This window comes from Belnapia sp. F-4-1 (assembly GCF_000802185.1).
GTDB lineage: Bacteria > Pseudomonadota > Alphaproteobacteria > Acetobacterales > Acetobacteraceae > Belnapia.
The window spans coordinates 5,245,231-5,260,410 of record NZ_KN676113.1 but is presented as its reverse complement, the minus strand read 5'-3'; the positions used below and the strand labels follow the sequence as shown (position 1 = coordinate 5,260,410).

At 71.5% G+C, this 15,180-nt stretch carries 12 protein-coding genes; 3 read left to right on the top strand and 9 right to left on the bottom strand.

The genetic code is table 11. The features are described 5' to 3' along the window. Positions 1-35 precede the first annotated feature (35 nt). From LH62_RS24810 to purL, 5 genes are all read right to left on the bottom strand, one after another. A complete protein-coding gene (locus tag LH62_RS24810) occupies positions 36-2,078 on the bottom strand; it encodes an NAD(+) synthase (protein WP_043364755.1) in 2,043 nt (680 codons plus the stop codon). Between the two features lie 33 nt (positions 2,079-2,111). Beyond that, complete coding sequence (locus LH62_RS24805) at positions 2,112-3,614, bottom strand: AAA family ATPase (protein ID WP_043364754.1); 1,503 nt, start codon at positions 3,612-3,614, stop codon at positions 2,112-2,114. A 146-nt stretch (positions 3,615-3,760) separates the two neighbouring features. Continuing rightward, a complete protein-coding gene (grxD, locus tag LH62_RS24800) occupies positions 3,761-4,099 on the bottom strand; it encodes a Grx4 family monothiol glutaredoxin (protein ID WP_043364753.1) in 339 nt (112 codons plus the stop codon). 18 nt (positions 4,100-4,117) lie between these two features. Next, positions 4,118-4,351, bottom strand: a complete 234-nt coding sequence (locus tag LH62_RS24795; protein ID WP_043337248.1) for a BolA family protein — start codon at positions 4,349-4,351, stop codon at positions 4,118-4,120. 5 nt (positions 4,352-4,356) lie between these two features. Continuing rightward, positions 4,357-6,561 (bottom strand): phosphoribosylformylglycinamidine synthase subunit PurL, encoded by a 2,205-nt coding sequence (purL, locus tag LH62_RS24790; protein WP_369796813.1) that lies wholly within the window; start codon positions 6,559-6,561, stop codon positions 4,357-4,359. 96 nt (positions 6,562-6,657) lie between these two features. On the opposite strand from purL, the gene LH62_RS28720 reads away from it, so the two are divergent. Beyond that, positions 6,658-8,457 carry an LCCL domain-containing protein gene (locus tag LH62_RS28720; protein WP_052214892.1) on the top strand — a complete coding sequence of 600 codons (1,800 nt, stop codon included), beginning with the start codon at positions 6,658-6,660 and terminating at the stop codon, positions 8,455-8,457. A gap of 2 nt (positions 8,458-8,459) precedes the next feature. Here the strand turns inward: LH62_RS28720 and purQ are convergent, their stop codons facing one another. Genes purQ through purC form a run of 4 tightly spaced genes read right to left on the bottom strand, consistent with a single transcriptional unit; the run spans position 8,460 to position 10,458 of the window. Further along, positions 8,460-9,158 (bottom strand): phosphoribosylformylglycinamidine synthase subunit PurQ, encoded by a 699-nt coding sequence (gene purQ, locus LH62_RS24775; protein WP_043364752.1) that lies wholly within the window; start codon positions 9,156-9,158, stop codon positions 8,460-8,462. A 4-nt stretch (positions 9,159-9,162) separates the two neighbouring features. After that, positions 9,163-9,399, bottom strand: a complete 237-nt coding sequence (locus LH62_RS24770; RefSeq protein ID WP_236552624.1) for a hypothetical protein — start codon at positions 9,397-9,399, stop codon at positions 9,163-9,165. A gap of 58 nt (positions 9,400-9,457) precedes the next feature. Then, complete coding sequence (purS, locus tag LH62_RS24765; RefSeq protein ID WP_043364750.1) at positions 9,458-9,697, bottom strand: phosphoribosylformylglycinamidine synthase subunit PurS; 240 nt, start codon at positions 9,695-9,697, stop codon at positions 9,458-9,460. Then, the gene (purC, locus tag LH62_RS24760; RefSeq protein WP_043364749.1) at positions 9,694-10,458 is read right to left on the bottom strand and encodes a phosphoribosylaminoimidazolesuccinocarboxamide synthase; all 765 of its coding nucleotides are present in this window, start codon (positions 10,456-10,458) and stop codon (positions 9,694-9,696) included. Before purC ends, purS begins: the two co-directional genes overlap by 4 nt. 214 nt (positions 10,459-10,672) lie before the next feature. Here purC and LH62_RS28715 point away from each other — a divergent pair, with 214 nt between their 5' ends. Together LH62_RS28715 and LH62_RS24750 are read left to right on the top strand one after the other, a co-directional pair. After that, complete coding sequence (locus LH62_RS28715) at positions 10,673-13,864, top strand: Ig-like domain-containing protein (RefSeq protein ID WP_052214891.1); 3,192 nt, start codon at positions 10,673-10,675, stop codon at positions 13,862-13,864. A gap of 14 nt (positions 13,865-13,878) precedes the next feature. Further along, positions 13,879-15,159: a YcaO-like family protein gene (locus tag LH62_RS24750; RefSeq protein WP_043364748.1), complete on the top strand. Its 1,281-nt coding sequence runs from the start codon at positions 13,879-13,881 to the stop codon at positions 15,157-15,159. Positions 15,160-15,180 lie beyond the last annotated feature (21 nt).

Sequence of the window (15,180 nt, the reverse complement as noted above, 5' to 3'; positions counted from 1 at the left end):
CTGCGTGAACGACGCAGGCATGGCAGGGATGCAATCTACTCCGGCACGTTCCGGCGTAATTCCTCCACCCAGGCGCGGGCATTGCCATCCGAGGGGGCCCGCCAATCGCCGCGCGGCGAGAGCGAGCCGCCGGCCGCCACCTTCGGCCCGTTCGGCATGGCGCTGCGCTTGAACTGGCTGAAGCCGAAGAAGCGGTTGAGGAAGACTTCCAGCCAGTGCCGGATGGTCGGCAGGTCATAGGCGTTCCGCTTCGCCTTGGGGAAATGCGGTGGCCAGTGGCGGGCGGCCGCATCGCCCCAGGCATGCAGCGCCAGGAAGGCGATCTTCGACGGGCGGAAGCCGTAGCGCAGCGTGTAGTAGAGGTTGAAGTCCTGCAGCGCATAGGGCCCGACCTTGGCCTCGGTGCTCTGCAGCGCCTGGCCATCCTCCGCCGGGACGAGCTCGGGCGAGATCTCGGTGTCGAGGATGGCGCCCAGTACCTCACCCACCTCGGAGCTGAACTGCTCCGAGGCAATGACCCAGCGGATGAGATGCTGGATCAGCGTCTTCGGCACGCCGGAATTGACGTTGTAGTGCGACATCTGGTCGCCGACGCCATAGGTGCACCAGCCCAGCGCCAGCTCCGACAGGTCGCCAGTGCCAAGCACGATGCCGTCATGGAAATTCGCGGCGCGGAACAGGTAGTCGGTGCGCAGCCCGGCCTGCACGTTCTCGAAGGTAATGTCGTAGACCGGCTTGCCCTCGGCGAAGGGGTGGCCGAGATCGCCCAGCATCTGCCGCGCCGCAGGCCGGATATCCAGCTCCCGCGCCTCGACCCCAAGCGAGGCCATCAGCCGGTGCGCATTGCCCTTGGTGCCCTCCGAGGTGCCGAAGCCCGGCATGGTGAAGGCGACGATATCGGTGCGCGGCCGTCCCAGCAGGTCCATCGCCTTGGCGGCCACGATCAGCGCCTGGGTGCTGTCGAGCCCGCCCGAGACGCCGATGACGATGCGCTTGATCCGCGCCGCCTCCAGCCGCTGCACGAGGCCGGCGACCTGGATGTTGTAGGCCTCGTAGCAGTCCTGGGCGAGGCGCTCGGGGTTGGCCGGGACGAAGGGGAAGCGCTCGATCGGTCGCTCCAGCCCGAGATCGGCGCCGGGCGGGTCGAGGCGGAAAGGGACGCGACGGAAGCCCGCGGCGGCCGGCGTGTTGCGCCGGTTGTCGTCGAAGGTGCCTTGGCGCATCCGCTCCTGCCGCAGCAGGTCGAGGTCGACATCGGCGACGGCCATCTGCGCCGCCATGGGGAAGCGCTCCGTCTCGGCCAGCAGGGCGCCGTTCTCGAAGATCTCGGCCTGGCCGTCCCAGGCGACCTCGGTAGTCGATTCGCCGGCGCCGGCGGCGGTGTAGACATAGGCCGCGAGGCAGCGCGCCGATTGCGACTGGCAGAGCAGCCGCCGCGTTTCCGCCTTGCCGATGGTGATCGGGCTGCCGCTGATGTTCAGCAGCACCGTGGCCCCCGCCAGCGCCGCCGCGCCGCTCGGCGGGATTGGCACCCAGAAATCCTCGCAGATCTCCGTGTGCAGCACGAGGCCCGGCACATCCTCCGCCTCGAAGAGCAGGCCGGCGGTGAAGGGCGCCGATTGCCCGGCGAGGCGGATATCGCCCGGCGGTGCGCCATGGCCCTCGGCGACCTGCCGCTTCTCGTAAAACTCCCGGTAGTTGGGCAGGTAGGTCTTCGGCACCACGCCGAGCAGCCGCCCGCGATGGATGACGAGCGCCGTGTTGTAGACCCGCCCGGCATGGCGGAGCGGCGCGCCGACCACCAGCACCGGCAGCAGCGCGCGAGACGCCTCGATCAGATCGGCGGCCGCCTCCTCCACGGCATCGAGCAGCGCGTCCTGCAACAGCAGGTCCTCGATCGAGTAGGCGGAGAGGGCGAGTTCGGGGAAGACGGCGACGGCCGCCCCGCGCCCGTGCGCCTCCCGCGCCATTCGGAGGATTTCCGCCGCATTACTGGCCGGGTCGGCCAGCGCGGAGCGGATGGTGCAGGCGGCGACCCGGGCGAAGCCGTGCCGGTAGAGCGAGTGAAAGGGCGTCATCCTGTGGAGGATAACGCCGCTTCCGGCCTTTCGTCAGCAGCGCGGGACGGAAAGAGCCGCTTCGGCCGCGATGCCGAGGCATTCCTCCATCTGTGCCCGCAGGCGCCGCAGGTTGCGGTGCCCGGCGAAGCCCCGCCGCAGCGCCGCCCGCGTCTCGCCCTCCAGCACCGGCAGGTCGGCCGCCCGGCAGCCCATGTCCTCGGCGATGCCGGCGAGCAGCCCGGCATAGGTGCCGTCGAAGGCGCTGGCCGGCGGCGGGTCGATGTGATGCACCGAAAGTCGGGAAAGCAGCGGCGCGCTGATCCCCCGCGTCTCGTTCGCCGCCATGATCCAGATGGCATGGCGCAGATCGGCCGCCGTGCGGAGGCATTCGTCGAACCAGGCGGAGGCGCTCTCCGGCTCGATCATCGCCAGCAGCGTGTCATGCGCCCGGCCGTTGCTGTCGCGCTGGCCGCCGGCCTTCTCGATCTCGTCGAGGAAGAAGACCGGGTTCGGGGCGGCGAGCCGCGCCATCTCGGCGATCGGCCAGGCCGGGGTGGTTGCGGACCAGCCCCGCGCCGTGCCCTGGAGGCAGCGGTTGTCCGTCGCCCCGCCGAGGTTGAGGCTGGCGAAGGGCAGCTCCAGCGCCGCGGCCAGCCGCCGGGCGAACCAGGTCTTGCCGACGCCGGGCGGCCCGACGAGCAGGATCGGCCGCAGCCGCGGCGAGGGCCGCCCGGCATGGGCGGCCAGCGCCAGGGTCCGGCGGATCTCGGCCAGCGGCGCGGCGAAGCCCGGCGCCGCCTCGGCCAGCGCACCGAGCCGGGCGAGTGCATCGCGCGGCACCCGGCGCAGCGGCAGCGGCGTGGTCAGCGGCTGGTAGCTCTGCCACTCGCCCCGCTCGTTCGGCGCGGTGAAGGGCTGCAAGACCACGGCCTGGCTGCCGGTGGCGACGGGCGCGGGCGGCGGCGGCGGCGCGGCGGCCGGGGCAGGGGCCTGCGCCGGGAGGTTCAGCGACTCGGCCAGCCGGCCGGGCAGCGGCCGGGCGCCTTCCGGCCCGGGCAGGAAGCGCAGCCAGAGATCGGCCGAGAGCCGGGCCGCCAGCACGAAATGCCGCAAACGTCCCGAATCGCCGCCGAGGCCGCGTGCCTCGCCATGCAGGCGGTAGTGCAGCGCCTCGATGCAGGCCAGTGCGCCCTGTCGGCAGAGCGGCCCGCCACGCTCGGCGACGATGCGCGTTGCGGCCAGCACCAGGGCCGAGCCCTCGGCGAAGCGGGCGGCGATCGCCCCGAAGCGGGTGGCGAAGTCGAGCAGCGCCGCGTCATCGCCAGGCCGCACCGCATCCTCGCCAATGCGGGAGGGGAAGAGGGGCGAGCGGAGATGCCGCAGCAGCGCCGCCTCCAGCGCGGTGAGCTCGGCTGGCTCGATGGTCAGCCAGAGCCAGAGCGGCGGGCTGGCGGCAGTGCCGAAGAGCAGGGCGGCATCGGAGACGCCATCCTCGCTGCTCTGCCCGGCCGCGGGCGCGACGAGGGAGTCGGTCTGCAGATTGGTGTCGGGCAATGGACGGCCTCGCTCACGCAGTTCACGGATGAGCGAGTACACAACACCGTCATATTATTTTTGTGAATATAATTCGTCAAAGCATGGGCGGAATGAAACCGGGCGTGTCGGGGATGCCGTCGCCGGCACCCCCATGGCGAAGGGGCTCAGGCCTCGGCGGAGACCGCGATGCCCTTCTCCTTCAGCATCGACTGCAGCTCGCCCGCCTGGAACATTTCCATGATGATGTCGCAGCCGCCAACGAACTCGCCCTGCACATAGAGCTGCGGAATGGTCGGCCAGTTGGCGTAGGCCTTGATGCCCTCGCGGATTTCCATGTCCTCGAGCACGTTCACGCCTTTGAACGGCACGCCGACATGGCTGAGGATCTGCACCACGCGGGCGGAGAAGCCGCATTGCGGGAAGACGGGCGTGCCCTTCATGTAAAGGACGACCGGGTTGGCTTTGATCTCGCTCTCGATGCGCTCGAAGACGGGATTGGTCATGATCTGTGCTCCGTTGGCTCAGGCAGGGGCGGAGGTCTGCAGGGCGAGGGCGTGCAGCTCGCCCCCCATGCGGCCGCGCAGGGCGGCATAAACGAGCTGGTGCTGCTGGACCCGGCTGCGGCCACGGAAGGCTTCCGAGACCACGGTGGCGGCGTAGTGGTCGCCGTCCCCCGCCAGATCCTCGATGGTGACCACGGCATCGGGGAGCGCCGCCTTGATCAGCGCCTCGATCTCCGCAGGTTGCATCGCCATCCCGGTCAGCCCTCCATCAAGGCGGGCAGGGTCGCCTCATGCGCCTGCCGCAACTCGGCGACGGATATGGATCGGCAATCGGGCAGAACCAAGGCCTCCCCGCCGCTGCGGCCGAGGCGCGTGGCCGGCACGCCGGCGGCCTTGGCCGCGTCGAGCAGGGGGGCGGCATCCGTCACCGCCAGAACATAGCGCGCCTGGTCCTCGCCGAACCAGAAGGCGTGGGCGGGGCAGTCGGCGGGGCCGGGGAGGAGGGTGGCGCCGGTGCCGCTCGCCATCGCCATCTCGGCGACGGTCACCAGCAGCCCGCCATCGGCGCAGTCATGGCAGGCCCGCACCGCGCCGGCGAGGATCTGGGCGCGGACGAAATCGCCGTTGCGGCGTTCGGCGGCGAGGTCGACGGGCGGCGGCGCCCCTTCCTCGCGCCCGGCGATCTCGCGCAGCCAGAGCGACTGGCCGAGCCAGCCCCGCGTCTCGCCAACCAGCACCAGCTCGGCGCCTGCGGGCAAGGCGAGGCCGATCGCCTGGGCCACATCCTCCAGCACGCCGACGCCGCCGATGGCGGGGGTGGGAAGGATGCCCCGGCCCTCCGTTTCGTTGTAGAGCGAGACATTGCCGGAAACGACGGGGAAGTCGAGCGCGGTGCAGGCGCTCGCCATGCCGCGCACGGCGGCGGCGAACTGCCCCATGATCTCCGGCTTCTCGGGGTTGCCAAAATTCATGTTGTCGGTGATGGCGAGCGGCAGCGCGCCGACCGCTGACAGGTTCCGCCAGGCCTCTGCCACCGCCTGGCGGCCACCCTCCTCCGGGTCGGCCAGGCAGTAACGCGGCGTGGTGTCGGTCGTCATGGCGAGCGCGCGACGGTGGTCCTCGATCCGCACCACGGCGGCATCCGCCGCGCCCGGGCGCTTCGCGGTCTGGCCGCCGACCATGCTGTCATACTGATCCCAGATCCAGCGGCGGGAGCAGAGGTCGGGGCAGGCGACAAGCGTCACCAGCGCCCGCTCCAACCCCACCGGGTCGGCAACCGAGGCCGGGTCGAGCACCGGCTGCTTCGGCGTCTCGGCGGTCGGCCGGCGGTAGAGCGGTGCCTCGCTCTCGAGCGGGGCGAGGGGGATGTCGGCCTCCACCACCCCGTTGTGGCGGATGACGATGTGGCCGGTCTCGGTCAGCCGGCCGATGACGGCGAAGTCCAGCTCCCACTTGGTGAAGATGCGCTCGGCGATGTGCTCGGCGCCGGGGCGGAGCACCATCAGCATCCGCTCCTGGCTCTCCGACAGCATCATCTCATAGGCGGACATGCCCTGCTCGCGTTGGGGGACATTCTCCATGTCGAGCTCGATGCCGACGCCGCCCTTGCCCGCCATCTCGACCGAGGAGGAGGTGAGGCCGGCCGCGCCCATGTCCTGGATGGCGACGATGGCATCCGTCGCCATCAGCTCCATGCAGGCCTCGATCAGCAGCTTCTCGGCGAAGGGGTCGCCGATCTGCACGGTCGGGCGCTTCTCCTCGCTGTCCGCGCTGAACTCGGTGCTGGCCATGGTCGCGCCATGGATGCCGTCGCGCCCGGTCTTGGAGCCGACATAGACGACCGGGTTGCCGATGCCGGCCGCGGCGCTGAGGAAGATCCGGTCCTTGTGGGCGATGCCCACCGTCATCGCATTGACCAGCGGGTTGCCGTTGTAGCGTGGGTGGAAGTTCACCTCGCCACCCACGGTCGGCACGCCGACGCAGTTGCCGTAGCCGCCGATGCCGCGCACCACGCCGTCGATCACCTGCCGCATTCGCGGTGCGTCGGGGCTGCCGAAGCGGAGCGCGTTGAGGTTGGCGATGGGCCGCGCACCCATGGTGAAGACATCGCGCAGGATACCGCCCACCCCCGTCGCCGCGCCCTGGTAGGGTTCGATGAAGGAGGGGTGGTTGTGGCTCTCCATCTTGAAGACGGCGGCGAGGCCATCCCCGATATCGATGACGCCGGCATTCTCGCCCGGCCCGTGGATCACCCAGGGGGCCTTGGTCGGCAGCTCCCGCAGCCAGACCCGGCTCGATTTGTAGGAGCAGTGCTCCGACCACATCACGCTGAAGATGCCGAGCTCCGTCAGCGAGGGCTCGCGGCCGAGGATGGCCAGCGCACGCTCATACTCGTCCGGCTTCAGGCCGAATTCGGCGGCCAGCTGGCGGGCTTTCTCGGGGGCGAGTGTAACGATTGTCACGCGGTCGGGATTCCCATGCGGCCGTGATGTGGGTGGTTATAGCAGGAAAGGCGCGGCTGGCAGGGGGCCGGCGCGCTCCAGCCGGGAAGACCTGCCATGCCGCGTGCGCTGCTGTCGCTGCTCCTGCCCTTGCTGATCGCCATCGCGCCGGCCCTCGCCCAGCCGCTCGACGGCGCCGCCAAGGCCCCGGCCGCGCCGAGCCAGTGCCCCGACAACATGGATGCCTTCGCCGACAGCGACGAGGTGCTGACCTGCACCTGCCCGGCCGAGCAGATGGGCCAGGGCTCCGTCTGGGGCACCGATACCTACACGGCCGACAGCGCCACCTGCCGCGCCGCCCAGCATGCCGGGCTGCTCGGGCGCCGCGGCGGCACGGTGACGGTGGAGATGCAGCCCGGCCAGCCGCGCTATCCCGGCACCACCCGCAACGGCGTGCAAAGCCAGAATTACGGCAGCTACCGCGCCAGCTACCGCTTCCAGGGCACGCCGCAGCAGGCGGAGGAGGGAAGAAGCCAGGCCGCCGCCGCCCAGCCTGCCACCCTCAGCCAATGCCCCGACAACATGATGGCCTATGCCAACAGCAGCGAAATCATCACCTGCACCTGCCCGGCGGCGCAGGTTGGCCGGGGCTCGGTCTGGGGTACCGACACCTACGCCGCCGACAGCGCCACCTGCCGTGCAGCCCTCCACGCCGGCATCCTCGGCCGCCAAGGCGGCACCGTCACGCTGGAGATGTTGCCCGGCGCCGCCCGCTACCCCGGCACCACCCGCAACGGGGTGCAAAGCCAGAATTACGGGGCCTACGGAGCCAGCTACCGCTTCCAAGGCGTCGCCGGCCCAGCCCCGGCCCAGGCCGACGCCACGCCGGCCAAGCCCGCCGGCGCACCAGCCCAATGCCCGGACAACATGACCGCCTTCGCCGACAGTGCCGAGGTCGTTACCTGCATCTGCCCGGCGGCACAGCTCGGCCGGGGCTCGGTCTGGGGTACCGACACCTATACGGCCGACAGCGCCACCTGCCGTGCGGCGCTTCATGCCGGGATGGTCGCCCGCCAGGGTGGCACCGTGACGCTGGAGATGCTTCCCGGCGCCGCCCGTTATCCGGGGACGACCCGCAACGGCGTGCAAAGCCAGAATTACGGCAGCTACGGCGCCAGCTACCGCTTCCAGGGCGCGGCCCGCCAGCAAGCCGCAGCCGCCCCGAGCACCTCGCAGCTCTGCCCCGACAACATGAGCAGCTATGCCGACAGCGACGAGGCCGTCACCTGCCTCTGCCCCGGCGAGGCGACGCTCCGCGGCTCCGTCTGGGGCACCGATACCTATACGGCCGACAGCGCCACCTGCCGCGCCGCCGTCCATGCCGGGATGATCGCCCAGACCGGCGGCAGCGTCTCGATGCAGATGCTTCCCGGCGCTCCGCGCTACCCGGGTACCACCCGCAACGGCGTGCAGAGCCAGAATTACGGCGCCTACAATGCCAGCTTCCGCTTCACCGGCGACCCACGCGCGGCAAAGGCGGCCGCCCCCGTCCAGGCGCCCGTCGCCGAGACCTTGCAGCCCACCGGCCAGGTGCAGCTCTACATCACCTTCCGCACCAACTCGGCCGATCTCGACATCGCCGCCGCACCGGTGCTGACCCAGCTGCGCGACGCCCTGGCGGCCGATCCGGCGCTCCGCCTGCGCCTCACCGGCCACACCGATGCGACGGGGACGGCGGCGATCAACATCCCGCTGTCCCAGCGCCGGGCAGAGAGCGTTAGGCAATGGCTGGCGGCGAACGGCATCGCCGCCGAGCGGCTCACGGCGGAAGGGCGGGGCCCGAACGAACCGATCGCCGACAATGCCAGCGAGAGCGGCCGGTCGCTGAACCGCCGGGTGCAGGCGGCGAGGCTGTAGCCTCAGGCGGGGGCCAGCGCCTCCGCCAGCCCCTCGAACAGCGGCAGCCCGTCCGTCCCGTCGATCAGCGGATCGACCTGGTTCTCCGGATGAGGCATCAGCCCCAGAACCCGCAGGTTGGGCGAGAGGATGCCGGCAATGTTCCGTGCGCTGCCGTTCCGGTTCGCGGCCTCGGTCACCTGGCCGTCCTCGGTCGCATAGCGCAGCGCGACTAGGCCCTCGCCCTCCAGCCGGTCGAGCGTTGCCGCATCGGCGAAGTAATTGCCGTCGCCATGCGCCATGGTGGCGCGGAAGACTTGGCCGCGCTGGAAGCGGCCGGTATAGGCCGTATCCGTCCGCTCGACGCGCATGTGGCAGTCCATCGACAGGAAGCGGAGCGAGGCGTTGCGCAGCAGCGCGCCCTGCAGCAGCCCGGCCTCCACCAGCATCTGGAAGCCGTTGCAGACGCCGAGCACATGCCCGCCCCGCCCGGCGAAGTCGTGGATCGCTCGCATGATCGGGCTCTGTGCGGCCATCGCCCCGCAGCGGAGGTAGTCGCCATAGGAGAAGCCGCCCGGCAGCACGACGAGGTCGGTGCCCTGCGGCAGCTCGGTGTCGCGGTGCCAGAGGATCGCCGGCTTCCGCCCCGTCGCGCGCTGGAGGGCCAGCGCCATGTCGCGCTCCCGGTTGGTGCCGGGGAACATCACGATTGCTGCCTGCATCCGCCTAACTCCCTTGCCAGACGCGCAGCCAATGCAGCCCGCCCAGCACCAGCATCGTCGTCAGCGCCGCGAGGGTCGCGGCGGTCAGCCAGCGGTTGAGCCGGCGCTTCTGCCCGGCGAGGAAGCCCATCCGCCGCGCGGGCGCCGCCGGCCGCAGCACCGCCACCCGCTCCTCCCGCCAGCGCAGGCCGATCGAGATCAGCACCGTCAGCCCCAGCATGATGAAAAGCGAGGTCTTCACGATATGGCCTCCGTCACCGGCCGGTTCAGCCCTGCGGCGCTCCGGCCACCGGGCCGCATCAGTCCAGCGTCACGCTGAAGCTCTCGATCACCGTATTCGCCAGCAGCTTCCGCGCCATGGCCTCGGCCTCGGCCCTGGCCTTGGCGGGGTCGGTCTCGGCCAGCTCCAGCTCGATCACCTTGCCCGCCCGCACCTCGCCGACACCCGCGAAGCCGAGCCCGGCCAGCGCATGGCCGATCGCCTTGCCCTGCGGGTCGAGAACGCCGGCCTTCGGCATCACAACGACCTTCGCCTTCATTGCATCATCTCCGGCCCCTTGAGGTCCCGCACCCCCGCCTCGGGCAGGATGCCGAGCCGCCTCGCCACTTCCTGATAGCCTTCCTCGACCTTGCCGAGATCGCGGCGGAAACGGTCCTTGTCCATCTTCTCGCCGGTCTTGGCGTCCCAGAGCCGGCAATTGTCCGGGCTGATCTCGTCGGCGAGGACGATTCGCATCTCCTCGTTCTCGTAGAGCCGGCCGAATTCCACCTTGAAGTCGACCAGCGTGATCCCGACCCCGAGCATCAGCCCGGTGAGGAAGTCGTTCACCCGGAGCGCCAGCGCCACCATGTCGTCGAGGTCCTGGGTCGCCGCCCAGCCGAAGGCGGTGATGTGCTCCTCGCAGACCAACGGGTCGTTCAGAGTGTCGTTCTTGTAATAATATTCGATGATGGAGCGAGGCAACCTGGTCCCCTCGGCGATGCCGAGCCGGGTCGACAGGCTCCCCGCCGCCACGTTCCGCACCACGATCTCGAGCGGGATGATCTCGACCTCGCGGATCAGCTGCTCCCGCATGTTGAGCCGGCGGATGAAATGGGTCGGCACGCCGATCTCCATCAGCCGGCTCATCAGGTACTCGCTGATGCGGTTGTTGAGCACGCCCTTGCCGGTGATGGTGCCCTTCTTCTGGCTGTTGAAGGCGGTGGCGTCGTCCTTGAAGTACTGCACCAGCGTCCCGGGCTCGGGCCCCTCGAACAGGATCTTGGCCTTGCCCTCATAAAGCTGACGGCGTCGCGCCATGGTGACAGATATCCTTCTTCCGGCGACTTCCCGCCGCGCCTCGGGCAGCGGGGCGCGGCGGCCCCGCCTCCGGGTGCTCCGGCGGGTGCGGTATAGCAAGGGGTTGCCGAGACCGCCACGGCCCCCCTTCCATCGAAATTCTACCCCCGTGGCCACCCTTCCTTTACCTCCGCCTCCGATCCTGTCGCGGTCTCGCAACAGGACCAGGATGGCCATGGCCCCCGTCATCATCGGGTTGCTCAACGATACCGGCACCCCGGGGGACGGCATCACCGCCGATCCCAACCCCCAGCTCCACGGCACGGCCACGCCCGGCACGCTGGTCCGGCTCATGCTCGGCAACACCCAGATCGGCAGCGCCACCGCGAACGCCGAGGGGAACTGGCAGGCGCTGGCCAACATCATCGGCGAGCAGAACGTCCTCCTCGTCGCGCGCGGTCCGGATGGCGACAGCGCCCCCTTCCGCCTCGCCGTGGACCAGTCCGCCCCGGCCGCCCCGGTCCTGACCGGCTTCGCCGGCGACACGATCGGCAACCGCAGCCAGCCCATCTGGCAGACGGTGGATAGCACCCCTGCCGTTTCCGGCACCGCCGAGGCCGGGGCCGTCATCCGCGCCTATGACGGCACCAGGCTCCTTGCCACCACCCAGGCCGACACGGCCGGTGCCTGGCAGCTCGCCCTCGGCACCCTGCCGCTCGGGCAGTATTACGCCATCGGCCTCGATGCCGAGGACGGCGCCGGCAATGTCTCGGCCCGTGCTACGCTGGACCTCCGCGTCGGCGAGACGACCCATCCCGTCGTCACCGCCGTGGCCGGCCCGGCTGCGGGCAATTACCAGGCCGGCCAGACGCTGGACTTCACCATCCAGTTCAACAAGCCGGTGGTGGTGGCCACTCCGCCCGGCGGCGCCGGCCCGCTGCTGGAGGTGCTGGTCGGCGACCAGGTGCTGACCGCCAGCCATGTCGCCAGCCCGGCGGCGCACCGGCTGACCTTCCGCCTCACCCTGCCGGCCGGCGCCTCGGACCAGGACGGCATCGCCCTCGGCCAGATCATCCAGGCCGGCGGGACGATCAAGGACAGCTCGAACAATCTCCTCTCCGGCGGCCTGGTGGGCGTGCCGGACCTGTCCGGCGTTCTGGTCCGGGCCGACCTCGCCCCGCCGGCGCTTGCCGGCATCACCGGCCCCGCCCCCGGCAACCACCCGGCGGGCGACACCCTCGTCTTCACTCTCGCCTTCGACGAAGCGGTGCAGCTGCAGCTCGGCGCCCCCGCTCCGGTGCTGGAGGTGATGATCGGCGGCACCACCTGGCAGGCGGCGCTGCTCGGCCATCCGGCGGCGAACAAGCTCTCCTTCGGCCTGGTCGTCGAGGCCGATGCGAAGGCCCAGGCAGGCATCGCCCTCGGCCGGCTGATCGGTGGCGAAGCCATCACCGACAGGGTCGGCAACGCCTGGTCCGGCGCGCTCGGCACCGTGCCGGATTTCTCCAACGTCCTTGTCCAGGCCGATCACACCCCGCCCGCCATCCGCGCCGTGGCGCCGCGGAGCCCCGGCCCGGTCGGGCTCGGCGGCAGCCTCGTCATCGACCTGCAGATGAGCGAGGCCGTCGTCGTCGCGGGCGGCAAGCCGCCGCCCGTGCTCAACCTTTCGATCGGCGGCCAGGCGATGCAGGCAACCCTGCTGGCCGGCACCGACCCCAGCCTGCTCCGCTTCGCCCTCGCCATGCCCGGCGGGCTGCAGGGGCATGCCGTCACCGTCACCGGCCTCGGCGACCCCGGCAGCGCCGTCACCGACCTCGCCGGCAATGCGCTGGCGCCGGCCCTGCCGGCCTCTCCCGGCCTTGCCGCCCTGCTGATCGACACCGTTGCGCCGACGGCGAGCTTCCTCGCCCCCGCCGATGGCCGCTACATCCCAGGCCAGCTGCTGCGCTTCACCCTGTCAGCCAGCGAGGCGATGCATCTCGCCGACGGGCAGGTCCTGCCGAGCCTGCTGATCGATGTCGGCGGCACCGTCCGCCATGCATCGTTCGACCCCTTCCGTAGCACCCCGACCAGCCTCGCCTTCACCCTTCGCGTGCAGGAGGGCGACCTGGCACGGGGCGGCATCCGCGTCACCGCCCTCGGGGATCCCGAACAGCGGCTCCAGGATGCTGCCGGCAACCCGCTGCATCTCACCCTGCCCGGCACCACGCTCGGCGTCAGCCTTTGGCCGGCCGACCAGGCGCCGCCCGTCTTCCGTCACCTGGACGGCACGGCCCATGGCGGCGCCATAGACCTCGCCCTGGTCTTCTCCGAAGCCATCCGCCTGGCGGGCGGGACGCCGGTGCTCAACCTGATGGTGGACGGCACGCCGATGCAGGCGACGTTCGGCCCCGGGTCCGACGGGCCGCGCCTGCCCTTCCACCTCGACCTGCCGGATGGCACCGCGCCGCAGACGATCCTGCTCACCGGCCTCGATCTCGGCGGCGGCCAGCTCGCCGACCTGGCCGGCAATGCCTGGGGCGGCACGGGCATCCCAACCGGGACGGCGCTGCATCTCGGCGCCGGCACCGGCGGGGCGGGTGATGACCTCTACCTCCTCGGCAGCCGCGGCCCGCTTCCGCAGGAGGCGGCGAATGGCGGCCATGACACGGTGGTCAGCACGGTCAGCATCGCCCTGCCGGCGCATCTGGAGGCACTTGTCCTCGCCGCCGGGGCCGGGGCCATCAACGGCAGCGGCAATGCCGCGGCCAATGCCATCACCGGCAACGAGAGCGCCAACTTCCTTTCCAGCGGCGCGGGCGACGATACGCTGACCGGCGGCGCCGGGCCGGATCGGCTGGCCGGCGGCGCCGGCGATGACGTGCTCGACGGCGCCTCCGGCCTTGGCGAGGTGGACTGGCTGAGCGGCGGGCCGGGCAACGACGCCTATGTCGTCGACGCCCCCGGTGACATCGTTCTCGAGATTTCGGGCGGCGGCCGGGACACGGTCTTCGCCGCCATCCCCGGCGGCGGCTACACCCTGGCGGCCCATCTCGAAGCCCTGGTGCTGCTCGGCACCATGCGCACCGGCCAGGGCAACGGCCTCGCCAACGCCATCACCGGCAATGCCGGAGCGAATTGGCTGAATGGCGCGGCGGGCGACGACACGCTCGACGGCGGCGCGGGAAATGACGCGCTGCTGGGCGGGGCGGGGGCCGATCTCTTCCTTTTCGGCCGCGGCGGCGGCGCCGACCGCATCGGCGACTTCATCCCGGGCACCGACCAGATCCGCCTCGCCGGCTTCGGCCTCGGCAGCTTCGCCGGCGTGCTGGCGGCCACGGCGGACCGGCCTGGCGGGGCGGTGGTCGATCTCGGTGACGGCGACGGCATCACCCTCGCAGGGGTGCAGAAATCGGCGCTCTCGGCGGCGGATTTCCTCTTTGCCTAGGCTAGGCTCGGCGGATGCACGAGACCGCCGCGCTGTGCGAGGCCGCCGCCCGCCACCTGCTCGATCCATCCGGCCCGGCCGCGCCGGACCTGCGGGATTTCCTCGACTGGCTCGGCTGCCCCGTCCCCGCCACGCCCGGCCCGGCGGAGCGCAACCGCGCCCTGCTGTTCCGCGCCGCCGGCCGCTTCACCCGGCTCTTCACCCTCGATTGCCCGACCGCCCCCGGCCTCGCCGTCTTCGGGGCGGAAATAGCCACGGGCGCAGGCCAGGCAGGTGTCTCCGGCGTCGGGGCCAGCCTGATCGAGGCCTTCGAGGGCTGCGTGGGGGAGGGGGTGGAGCTGCTCTCCGCGCTCGAGGCGCCCGCGGATCGCGCCCGCCTCGGCCCGCCGCCATCCTACTCGGGCCATGCGGAATGGCTCGCCGCCATCCTGCCCGAGGGTGCCGCCCCCGAAGCCTGGATCGAGCTCCTCCGCCTCGATGCGCCGGGCACCGCCTGGCTGCCCGCCGGCCTTTGCCTGCGCCGCCCGCAGCCTGCCTTCCCCCCGCCCTGGCCGCTCAGCATCGGCTGCGCAGCCGGGCCGACGCCGGAGGCCGCCGCGCTGCATGCGCTGCTGGAGCTGGTCGAGCGCGACGCCGCCGCCCTCTGGTGGCGCGGCGGCCAGCGCGGCCGCCCGGTTGCGCTGGAGGATCCGGCCATGGCCGTCGCCGCCCCGCTCCTCGCCCGGCTGCGCGGGGGCGAGGCGCGGCGGCAGAGCTGGCTGCTCGACCTCACCACCGATCTCGGCGTCCCCGTCATCGCCGCCCTCTCGACCGGGCCGGAGGGGGAGGGCTTCTGCTGCGGCCTCGCCGCGCGCACCTCCCGGGCCGCGGCCGCCCGCGCCGCCATCCTCGAGATGGCGCAGATGGAGATGGCCCATGCCGTCGTCCTGGCGAAGCAGGAGGAGGCCGGGCCGGGCGCGCTCAACGCCCATGACCGGGCGCTGCTCCGCCGCTACCACGGCATCCGGGCTGAGGGCTGCGCCCTGCTCCATCCCGCGGGGGCCGCCGCACCCGGCGCTGGCCTGCCCGCCGATCCCGCCGCGGCCATGGCGGTGCTGATCGGCCGGCTCGGCGCCCGGGGCCTGCCCGTGCTCGCCCTCGACCTGACGCGGCCGGAGCTTGGCCTCCCCGCCATGCGCCTCGTCGTCCCGGGGCTGGAGGCCGAACCTTCCCGAACCATAGGTGGAAGGCTTCGCGCGGCCATCGCCCGCACCGGCGGCGGCGATTGCCATACCGGCGGAATTGCGTTGATGTGACGCTGGTTCAGCCTACAGCAT

What these genes read in the sequence shown, in the direction of transcription:
- purS (WP_043364750.1), bottom strand. Translation starts at nt 9,697, where the DNA reads ATGAAGGCGAAGGTCGTTGTGATGCCGAAGGCCGGCGTTCTCGACCCG.
- grxD (WP_043364753.1), bottom strand. Translation starts at nt 4,099, where the DNA reads ATGACCAATCCCGTCTTCGAGCGCATCGAGAGCGAGATCAAAGCCAAC.
- LH62_RS24810 (WP_043364755.1), bottom strand. Translation starts at nt 2,078, where the DNA reads ATGACGCCCTTTCACTCGCTCTACCGGCACGGCTTCGCCCGGGTCGCC.
- purC (WP_043364749.1), bottom strand. Translation starts at nt 10,458, where the DNA reads ATGGCGCGACGCCGTCAGCTTTATGAGGGCAAGGCCAAGATCCTGTTC.
- LH62_RS24795 (WP_043337248.1), bottom strand. Translation starts at nt 4,351, where the DNA reads ATGGCGATGCAACCTGCGGAGATCGAGGCGCTGATCAAGGCGGCGCTC.
- LH62_RS28715 (WP_052214891.1), top strand. Translation starts at nt 10,673, where the DNA reads ATGGCCCCCGTCATCATCGGGTTGCTCAACGATACCGGCACCCCGGGG.
- purQ (WP_043364752.1), bottom strand. Translation starts at nt 9,158, where the DNA reads ATGCAGGCAGCAATCGTGATGTTCCCCGGCACCAACCGGGAGCGCGAC.
- LH62_RS28720 (WP_052214892.1), top strand. Translation starts at nt 6,658, where the DNA reads ATGCCGCGTGCGCTGCTGTCGCTGCTCCTGCCCTTGCTGATCGCCATC.
- LH62_RS24750 (WP_043364748.1), top strand. Translation starts at nt 13,879, where the DNA reads ATGCACGAGACCGCCGCGCTGTGCGAGGCCGCCGCCCGCCACCTGCTC.